Source organism: Sulfurimonas sp., assembly GCF_027056685.1.
In the GTDB taxonomy this organism is placed as follows: Bacteria; Campylobacterota; Campylobacteria; order Campylobacterales; family Sulfurimonadaceae; genus Sulfurimonas.
This window is the reverse complement of record NZ_JALUKE010000066.1, coordinates 4,700-14,300: the sequence shown is the minus strand read 5'-3', so window position 1 is coordinate 14,300 and position 9,601 is coordinate 4,700. Positions and strand designations below refer to the sequence as shown.

General features: G+C 36.7%; 9 protein-coding genes. 5 read left to right on the top strand and 4 right to left on the bottom strand.

Annotation, left to right across the window (positions count from 1 at the left end):
* A partial coding sequence (locus tag MVY38_RS02915; RefSeq protein ID WP_297483467.1) for a 6-hydroxymethylpterin diphosphokinase MptE-like protein occupies window positions 1-1,117 on the bottom strand: 1,117 nt, incomplete at its 3' end.
* Between the two features lie 53 nt (window positions 1,118-1,170).
* Entirely contained in the window at window positions 1,171-2,601 is a 1,431-nt protein-coding gene (locus MVY38_RS02910; RefSeq protein ID WP_297483466.1) for a flagellin, read from the bottom strand.
* Window positions 2,602-2,814: 213 nt separating this feature from the next.
* Here MVY38_RS02910 and topA point away from each other — a divergent pair, with 213 nt between their 5' ends.
* The 5 genes from topA to MVY38_RS02885 are packed head-to-tail and all read left to right on the top strand — an operon-like array spanning window position 2,815 to window position 7,913.
* Window positions 2,815-5,049, top strand: a complete 2,235-nt coding sequence (gene topA / locus MVY38_RS02905; RefSeq protein ID WP_297483464.1) for a type I DNA topoisomerase — start codon at window positions 2,815-2,817, stop codon at window positions 5,047-5,049.
* Between the two features lie 3 nt (window positions 5,050-5,052).
* Window positions 5,053-5,574, top strand: a complete 522-nt coding sequence (locus tag MVY38_RS02900) for a YfcE family phosphodiesterase (RefSeq protein WP_297483463.1) — start codon at window positions 5,053-5,055, stop codon at window positions 5,572-5,574.
* On the top strand, window positions 5,574-6,419 hold the full coding sequence (locus MVY38_RS02895) for a biotin synthase (protein WP_297483461.1): 846 nt from the start codon (window positions 5,574-5,576) through the stop codon (window positions 6,417-6,419). Before MVY38_RS02900 ends, MVY38_RS02895 begins: the two co-directional genes overlap by 1 nt.
* 1 nt (window position 6,420) lies before the next feature.
* Window positions 6,421-7,563 carry a cation:proton antiporter gene (locus MVY38_RS02890; RefSeq protein WP_297483459.1) on the top strand — a complete coding sequence of 381 codons (1,143 nt, stop codon included), beginning with the start codon at window positions 6,421-6,423 and terminating at the stop codon, window positions 7,561-7,563.
* On the top strand, window positions 7,563-7,913 hold the full coding sequence (locus MVY38_RS02885) for an AMMECR1 domain-containing protein (RefSeq protein ID WP_297483457.1): 351 nt from the start codon (window positions 7,563-7,565) through the stop codon (window positions 7,911-7,913). The genes MVY38_RS02890 and MVY38_RS02885 overlap by 1 nt, the downstream gene beginning before the upstream one ends.
* On the opposite strand, the gene MVY38_RS02880 is transcribed toward MVY38_RS02885, so the two are convergent.
* Together MVY38_RS02880 and msrA are read right to left on the bottom strand one after the other, a co-directional pair.
* Complete coding sequence (locus tag MVY38_RS02880; RefSeq protein WP_297483455.1) at window positions 7,903-8,856, bottom strand: NAD(P)-binding domain-containing protein; 954 nt, start codon at window positions 8,854-8,856, stop codon at window positions 7,903-7,905. The genes MVY38_RS02885 and MVY38_RS02880 overlap by 11 nt on opposite strands.
* Before the next feature lie 38 nt (window positions 8,857-8,894).
* Window positions 8,895-9,422: a peptide-methionine (S)-S-oxide reductase MsrA gene (gene msrA / locus MVY38_RS02875; protein WP_297483453.1), complete on the bottom strand. Its 528-nt coding sequence runs from the start codon at window positions 9,420-9,422 to the stop codon at window positions 8,895-8,897.
* Between the last annotated feature and the right edge of the window lie 179 nt (window positions 9,423-9,601).

Genomic DNA, 9,601 nt, shown 5'->3' with positions numbered 1-9,601 from the left:
AATCTTGCCCAATGATTATAATCTGCTTAAAATCCATACTACTTGCGAGTTCATACGCCATATTTGCAGCACTCATCCCAAGTCCCAAATAGCCATACTTATCAAATCCCATAAAAGCATAATGCCAGCCTGTTGGTCTCATACTGAGTTGCAACTGTCCTGCCTTAACACTTTCTAGTAACTCTTGTGCTACTATAGCTGTCAAAGCAAATACTATGCCCTCTTGAAACTCTTTGGATGTCTTTTTATAAAATTCACCTGTTAATGCTATTCGCTCTATTGTCGTAACAATATCAGGTTTAATACCCTCTTTCTCAAGAACAGGCATACTAGCATCTACAGCCAATATTGTTACATAGTTTTGAATCTCTTTTAAAAGAGGTAATTGTTTAGTAAGTGAAGGGCCAGTGGCAACAATAATAGCAGTATCGCTATTTTTTCCCTTATGCACAAGATTATTCAGTTGAGGATTTTTTAGCATTAGGGGTAAATTTTGCACAAAATGCTCTAAGCCTAAAAGTTCATCAGTAGCATCATTTCCTGTTGAAACCAAATAGTATCTAAAAATTTTAAGTATATCTTGGTTTACTTTCTTTATATCATCCACGTAGCTATTATAAAACGCTGCGTTTAATCGTAAATCATAGGCTTTAAGATGTACAACCGCTAAACCTTCAACTATGCGTCTAAATATAACAGAATCAAAATCTTGTGTATGAATAAGTATAAGTCGCTTAGAAGCTATATCTTCTGAAATGTCTGTAAGATTGAGTGCGATGTAGAGCAGTTCTAATTCTGGTTCAAAAACATAAATAAATTCGTGAAAATGATTTTGCAGGAGCATATTTATAAGGTGACCATTACCAATGCCATAAATATACATAATTTTATAGAGCTTATACTCTTTCATAAGTTCGACATAGGTCTCTTCTATCTCATCTATAGGTCGCTTTTCATACATAAAAGTATTTGTTTGAGTATCAAGAATATTTGCATCGGCATAGTGTCCACTTGCGAAGACTTCGTATTTTTCATTGGTAGTTAGTTGGGAAAGTTTTGCGGCTAGCTCTGCGTTTACACTCTCTAACGCAGCTATGTTTTTACTATATATACTCATAAATGAACCTGCTTTTTAAAGCTAAAAAGCAGGTTTCATTCCACTTTAACTACCTATTGAAGTAGTCTTAGAACATTTTGTTGTACAGAATTTGCTTGACTCATAGCATAAGCACCTGATTGCGCTAATATGTTATGTTTTGAAAAGTTTGCACTCTCTGCAGCAAAGTCAACATCACGAATCTGAGATTCAGCAGCCGTAACATTTACCTGTGTAACAGAAATATTTCTTACAGTTGACTCAAGTTGATTTTGAGTAGAACCAATGTTTGAACGAATCGCATCAAGTTGTTTCAATGCAGAATCAGTTGTACGAATAGCTTTTTCAGCACTATCTCTTGTAGTTACATCAATTTGACTAAGTGTACTACTTGTTTCTCCTGAAAGTTTTGCACCAGATGCAAAACCAACATGTGAAGCACCAGCTGTCATTTGAACATTGTGGTCAGAAACTAATGTAATATCACCACGATTTATTTTAGAAGCAAGACCCGCTACAGCAGATACACCCGTAGCCGCAGATACTTTAATATCACTACCATCATTTGAGTTTAAAACAAGTTTACCACCCTCATTTGTAGCGATAACACCTGTTTTACTAGTTTGAGCATTGATGGCATTCATTAATGCACCATCAGAATCACTTGATTTAACCTCAACTTTACCGATGTCAATACCATTGATAGTCAAACTACCAGCACTGATTGTACCAGATGTAACAGCAGCACCATCAACTTTAGTAGAAGCTATTGCAGTTACTTCAGTTTGTGTAGATACAGCATTAATAGCTCCCGCTTTTGCCCAAGCAGAATCTGCACTATGTGCAATACTTACAGTATCATTAGCCTCACCTAAATCAGCAGAAGTAGCACCAACTTTTACAGCAGAGCTAAGCGCATCTGTATTGATTGTTAAACCACCTGCAGTAAGTGCTGTAGAATCAACTGCTGCACTACCTGTAGTATCAACATGACGACCTATAGTATTTGTTTGCGTATTTGAGATGTTTATACCCACTGTTTCATTAGAGTATGCACCAATGTGGAACGCTTTGTTTTGAAAACTACCATCAAGCAGTTTTTGACCATTAAACGAAGTAGTTTTTGCAATGTTATTTGCTTCTTGCATAAGTTTGTCAATATCTGACTGAATAGCTTTACGAGAGTCAGCATTTTGACCATCAGAAGCAGCTTGAATTGATTTTGTTCTTACAGTGTTAATGATATTTTCATACTCATCAAGCGCACCATCAGCAGTTTGAGCAACACCAATACCATCATTTGCATTACGAATAGATTGACCAAGACCACTTGCTTGTGATTTCAATTGATTTGCAATAGCAAGACCAGAAGCATCATCAGCAGCAGTGTTAATACGAAGACCAGAACTCAATCTCTCAAGAGATTTGTCCAAAGCAACATTGTTTTGAGTAGCATTACGATGCGCATTCATCGCACCTACATTTGTGTTAATTCTAAAACCCATAATAAATCCTTTTCTATGGAAGAGCCTTTCGCTCTTGTATATTTTAATTTTATCTTTAGGCTTCCATGCCCTAGATGCAAACTAAATCGGTCATCAAAAAAAATACTTTAGAAAAAGTTGTAAATTTTTATACTTTTTCACAATTTAATCTTTTTTAGCTACACTTCCAAAATCAAAAAACAAATCACTCTACTATATATATAGGAAAAAGAATTGAATTTAATTATTGTTGAATCACCGGCAAAAGCCCGTACTATCAAAAACTTTTTAGGCAAAGGGTATGATGTTATTGCATCAAAGGGGCATATCCGTGATCTGCCAAAATCCCGTTTTGGAATTACTCTTGATGAAGAGAAACATGAACTTGTACCTAAGTACTCCGTAGCAAAAGAGAATGCGCCTACTGTAAAAGAGATACGCGAAAAAGCTAAAAAAGCGGACATCATCTATATCGCGACCGATGAGGATCGCGAGGGTGAAGCTATTGGATGGCATATTGCCCATGCTATAAAAAAAGACCCGTTGGAACTTCCTCGTATTGTCTTTCATGAAATTACAAAAACTGCCATAAAACATGCCCTTGAATCAGCAAGAAAAATAGATATGGATATGGTAAATGCGCAACAGGCTCGTCGTCTACTTGATAGAATAGTAGGGTATAAACTCTCTCCTCTTTTAGCATCAAAAATTCAAAAAGGTCTTAGTGGTGGGCGTGTTCAAAGCTCAACACTCAAGCTTGTAGTAGATAAAGAACGCGAGATTAAAGCTTTTATTCCTCAAGAGTATTGGAGCATAGACACTGCGTTTAAAACAAACATTGATGCAAACCTTATAAAACATAAGGGTGAAAAAATAGAGAAACTCTCTATTAAAAACAAAGATGAAGCAGATGCAATCACACAAAGTGTCAAAAATGATGCCTTTGTCATCGCAAAAATAGAGACAAAACAGCGTAAAAGTTCTACACCACCACCATTTATGACTTCAACACTCCAACAAACTGCTTCAAGCAGACTTGGATTTACACCGAAAAAGACAATGATGGTAGCCCAAACACTCTACGAGGGTGTAAAAACTCCAGATGGAACTTCAGGGGTTATTACCTATATGAGAACCGATTCACTCAACTTAGCACAAGAGGCAGTTGGTGCAGTTCGTGGAATAATTGAGAGTAGATTTGGCAAAAAGTATCTTCCAAAAGAGCCAAAAACATACAACAAAAAAGCAAAAAATGCACAAGAAGCACATGAGGCTATTCGCCCTACTATGCTACAGTTTACGCCAGAAGTCGCACAATCATTTTTAAAAGCAGATGAGATAAAACTCTATCGTCTTATTTATGAGCGTTTTATGGCATGTCAAATGGAAGATGCACGATTTGAACAACAAAGCATCATCTTTAAAGGCAATGAAAATGAGTACCGTGCAAGTGGTAGAAAGCTTATTTTTGATGGTTTTTACGCTGTAACTGGTGCAGAAGACAAAGATAAACTTCTTCCTGTGTTAAATGAGGGTGATAAAGCGGAAATTCAAAGCATAAAACCAGAGCAACACTTTACTGAGCCACCTGCTCGTTACTCTGAAGCATCGTTAATTAAAAAACTTGAATCTGAAGGTGTTGGTCGTCCATCAACTTATGCACCGACCATTGCAACGCTCTCAAACCGTACCTATGTGACTATTGAGAAAAAGCAGATTATTCCTACTGAAATCGCTTTTACTGTTACCGAGATTTTAGAGAAAAATTTTCCAAACATTGTGGACATCAACTTTACTGCAAATATGGAAGAGGAACTCGATGAAATTGCTGAGGGGAAAGTAAACTGGCAAAAACTACTTCTTGATTTTTATGGAAAATTTATGAAGCAAATCGAAGAGGGAAAAGAGAACATAGTCTCTCTCAAACTTGCAAAACCACTTGGCATAACTTGTCCAAAATGTGGTGAACATGAGCTACTACTTCGTTCTGGTCGTTTTGGAAACTTCATCGCCTGCAGTGGTTTTCCTAAATGTAAATACACACAAGAGTGCGATGCAGAAGGAAACGCAGTTGAGAAAAAAGAGACGACTGCCGATGAAAAGTGTGACAAATGTGGTGCAGATATGATAGTTAAAAATGGACGCAACGGGCAGTTCTTAGCCTGTTCAAACTATCCTGATTGTAAAAATACAAAAAGCATTAATGTCCAAGAGAAAGTAAGTGAAACACCTTGTCCTGATTGTGGCGGTAAGATTAGCCTGAAAAACTCACGCAGAGGACCATTTTGGGGATGTGAAAACTATCCTGAATGTAAATTTATTTCAAAATTTGAACCAACTACCATTAAGTGTAAAGAGAAAGGATGTACAGGCGTTTTAGCACCAAGAACATACAGAAACAAAGAAGTGTATGAGTGTGTAAAATGTAAAGCACGCACACCGCGTGAAGAGATTGACGAGAAAAAATAGACCATGAAAATAGGAATCATATCAGACAGCCATACTAAAGTAAAAAAAGCGCGTAAAGCGGTCAATATGCTTTTAGAAAATGGTGTTGATTTTTTTATTCATGCTGGTGATATTGTCGAACCACAAACGCTTGATATTTTAGAAAGTTCAGGTAAAAAGTACATTGCAGTTTATGGAAATAATGATGCTCATCTAGCAGAGTATCATAACCGCTATCATCTTGTTCAAGAGCCATACTACTTTAAACTTGCAAATACAAAATTTAAACTTATGCATCTGCCATTTTATATGAGCAGTGATGCGGAGGTCATTATATTTGGACATACACACAAATTTGAGACGGAGTTTGTGGAAGGTTCTCTCTTTTTAAATCCTGGAGAGGTCTGTGCAAGAAACAAACCTACATCTGAATGTGTACTACTTGAGGTACTTGATGATGAATTTATAGTAGAATACTACACACAAACCAAAGGCGAAAAAAGCTACACCCTTAAAGATACTTTTTCGTTTACAAGGCAAAAATAGTGAATGAAGAGATATTTTTATGTTCTATCTGCAACATCAACAGCGGCACTTGCAAAGAGGATTGTAAATTTTGTTCTCAAAGCGTAAGATACAAAGCAGATATAGAACGCTACAAACAAAAACCCATAGAGCAGATTCTTCAAGAGGCTCAAACAGCTAGAGACAATGGTGCTTTAGGGTTTTGTTTAGTAACCGCAGATAAAGGGCTTACAGATAAAAGCCTAAAATTTGTATGTGATGTAGCAAAAGAGGTGCAAAAAGTAGCTCCCCAGCTGCGTTTAATAGGATGCAATGGAACAGCAACGCTAGAGCAACTCTTAGTACTTAAAGAAGCTGGCATAAAAGCTTACAACCACAACTTAGAAACTTCAGAAGCTTTTTACCAAAAAATCTGTACAACACACCCGTGGAGTGAGCGTTATGAGACTTGTCAAAATGTAAACGCAGCGGGGCTGACACTTATTAGTGGCGGTATTTTTGGACTCGGGGAGAGTCAAGAAGATAGAGTTGCAATGCTACAATCACTCAAATCCCTCAACCCAAGCTCCGTACCAATTAACTTTTACCATCATAATGTTGCACTAGAACTTGAACCAAATCCACTTACAACTGATGAAGCACTTGCCCTTATTAGACTTACCAGAGAAACAGTTGATAAGGCGCAAAGAATTATGGTTGCAGGAGGGCGTGAACTTATGTTTGGTGAGCGCCAAGCAGAGATATTTCAAAATGGAGCGAACTCCATTGTCATAGGAAACTACTTAACGACAAAAGGAAGAGGGATGCATCAAGATTTAGAGATGCTCCGCTCTCTTCACTTAGAAGTTGCAAAAAAAGTAAACTAACATGACTGATAACGTTATACTCATTGTAACAATTTCACTTATTATAATGTTATCGCCATTTCTTGCAAAGGCACTTCGTCTTCCCACAACACCCATCGAAATCATCTTAGGTTCACTCTTTGGGTATGCTGGATTTTTGCATGATGAGCATCTTTTTGATTTAGTTGCAGAGTTTGGATTTTTATACCTGATGTTTATTGCAGGAACAGAGATTAATCTCAAAGATGTCCTCAAAACACCGAAGAGAATTGTTAAAAAGGTCTCGTTTTACCTCATCATTCTCTACATATTTTCCATTCTCTTTGCAATGCAATTTCATCTTGGAAAAATTTTTATAGTGCTTCTACCTCTTATCTCTGTAGGTCTTGTCGCTTCACTTGCAAAAGAGTATGGAAAGACACCATGGCTCAATCTCTCTATGGTCGTAGGTGGTATAGGAGAGGTGGCAAGTATTGTCATTCTTACCATTACTGCTGCTGCCCTTAAGTCTGGTGTAGGACTCACCCTTTTTCAGCATATTATGGCACTTCTCGCTTTTTTACTTTTTATGTTTTTACTTTTTCGTTTTATGCAGCTACTTTTTTGGTGGTTTCCAAAAGTAGCAACAGCACTTATGCCCCATCAAGATAGAGCGGAGCAAGATATTAGACTCTCTATGGGTATCTTTTTCCTCCTCGTAGGGGCTATGCTCTATCTCCATCTTGAACTTGCGCTTGGCTCTTTTTTGGCAGGAATATTTATTCCATCATTTTTTCAACATAAACATGAACTCCCTGAAAAACTCGCATCATTTGGATTTGGATTTTTAATCCCTATTTTTTTCATCCATATCGGCAGTTCATTCCATCTTGATGCACTCTTTATGAATGGACTTATAAAAGAGGCTCTTATTATTACTATTGTAATGATTTTAATGCGTCTTATTGCTTCTGTGGTCTTTTTAAAAGAACTTGGCATTACAGATACAATTTTGTTTGGACTCTCCCACTCTATGCCGCTTACGCTACTCATCGCAATGGCAACACTTGCATACAGTGCCAATTCTATCGACACACTACACTACTACGCCTTTATTTTAGCCTCACTTTTTCAAGTCATTAGTGTAATGATTATCATCAAACTCATCAACAAAAGGCAAACATAGTGGCTAGATCTGTTTTACTACAAATTGCCCGTGATGCCATAGAAGAAGTGCTACAGATGCAGCAAAAAATAGATAAAGATGCCCTCTTGAAAGAGTATATTTTACTTAAAGAGCCTGTTGTAACTACTGTGAAAATTTATCTCAATGATGAACTTAGAGGTATCTATAAAGATGCCAATAACAACTCGCTTTTAGAAGCAATTATAAACGCAGCAAGAAAGGCTGCGTTTGAAGATACAAATTTCACACCCCTACTCGTATCCCAGTACCTACGGTGTGAAATTGAAATTATTTTAGAGACAGATAAGGGGGAAATTAGAGAGAAAGACTCCCCTCTCACTACTTTTTAGAATTCAAATAAGTCGCTATAGCGTAACCATGGTTGAGCCCAAGAGCAATACTTCCTCCACTCTCTTGCGTTATGTCACCAGCTACAAAAAGCCCTTTGACATTTGTCTCATAATTTTCATTATGAACAGGTTTTCCATCTTCTTCTTTTATGCCAGAACTTGCGAGAAATGCGCTTGGAGTTGTACCACCAATAGCGTAAATAACTCTATCGTACACTTCGGGTTCTATTTCATTGAAAAGAACATTAATTCTTCCATCTTCAGTCGCCTCAAGCCCATCTACATTCACCCCTAAAATAGGTCGTACTTCATTGTGCATGATTGCATTTGCAATATTTTGTTGGTTCGTAGGGTTGGCACGACGAAAAGTTTCGCGTCTGTAGCAGATTGAAACATCATTGTTCTCACTCAAATCAACAGCATACTCAACAGCACTATCTCCACCACCTACTACTAATATTTTCTCACCAGAGCTACATTCATCAGTAGTATAGTTTACTTTTTTTCTGATTGCTGGAGGAATTTTATAGTCAGGTTTATTAGGTTTGCCCATACGCCCAATAGTCACAACAACATCTTTAGCCTTAATACTTTTACCCGCCATATAAATATTGAAATAGTCACTCTCTTTTTCAATACCAGTCACTTCAACATGAGTTTGCAACTCTATGGCATGTTGTTTGAGTATCTCATCAAAGAAGTCTAAAGTTGTCTCTTTTGTACCATCTATAAAGTAAATATTTCCATCAAGCTCAACTTTTTGCCCTTTCCACTCAACATCTACTCGTTTGTTATCTTTATAATACTTACGAATGGTAGAGTTATGATTTTCATCTTTTTCAAGCAAAACAATATTTTTTATGCCTTGCATATACCCTTCAATAGCGGCTGCAATACCTGCAGGACCTGCACCAACAATAGCTAATTCATATATTTTTTCCATAACTACCTCTTTTTAAAGTTTTAAATAGTTTAGCACATTTATACTAATTTGTCAGGAAATTTTGTCATAAATTTTTGTAATTTCGGAGCAATTATAACTTGGCAATATCCTTGTGATACATTTTGATTATAATAATTTTGATGGTAGGCTTCAGCAGGATAAACTTCAGGCAAAGGAGAAACTTCTGTAACTATTTTCTGTGCAAAATCTTTTTGATGTTTGTTAATGGAATTTTCTATAAGCTCTTTTTCGCTCTCATTGGCATAATAAATAACAGAACGGTACTGTGTGCCTTTGTCTGCTCCTTGTGCATTAAGTGTCGTTGGATTATGTACTTCAAAGAAAATATCTAAAATATCCTCCAAAGATATTACATCCCCGTCATAGTGAATATCCACAACCTCTGCATGCCCCGTAGCACCTGAACAAACATTCTCATAACTAGGATTTGGACGCGCCCCACCTGCATAAGCACTCACAGCAGAGAGCACACCTTTTACATTTCTATAAACAGCCTCTATACACCAAAAACATCCACCACCCAATACAATTCTCTTTTCATTCATCAACTTTTCCTCTTCTAATTATGGTTTGCTACTTAATTATCGCATAAAACCTTTAAACTTTTATATGTCTACTTTGTATCAATCAGTCATTAAGCAACATATAAAAATCATATGTTTAATCTATATGTAGGTATAATGACAGTGGTATGAAAAAATGGATAAAAAACAAAATGTTAAAT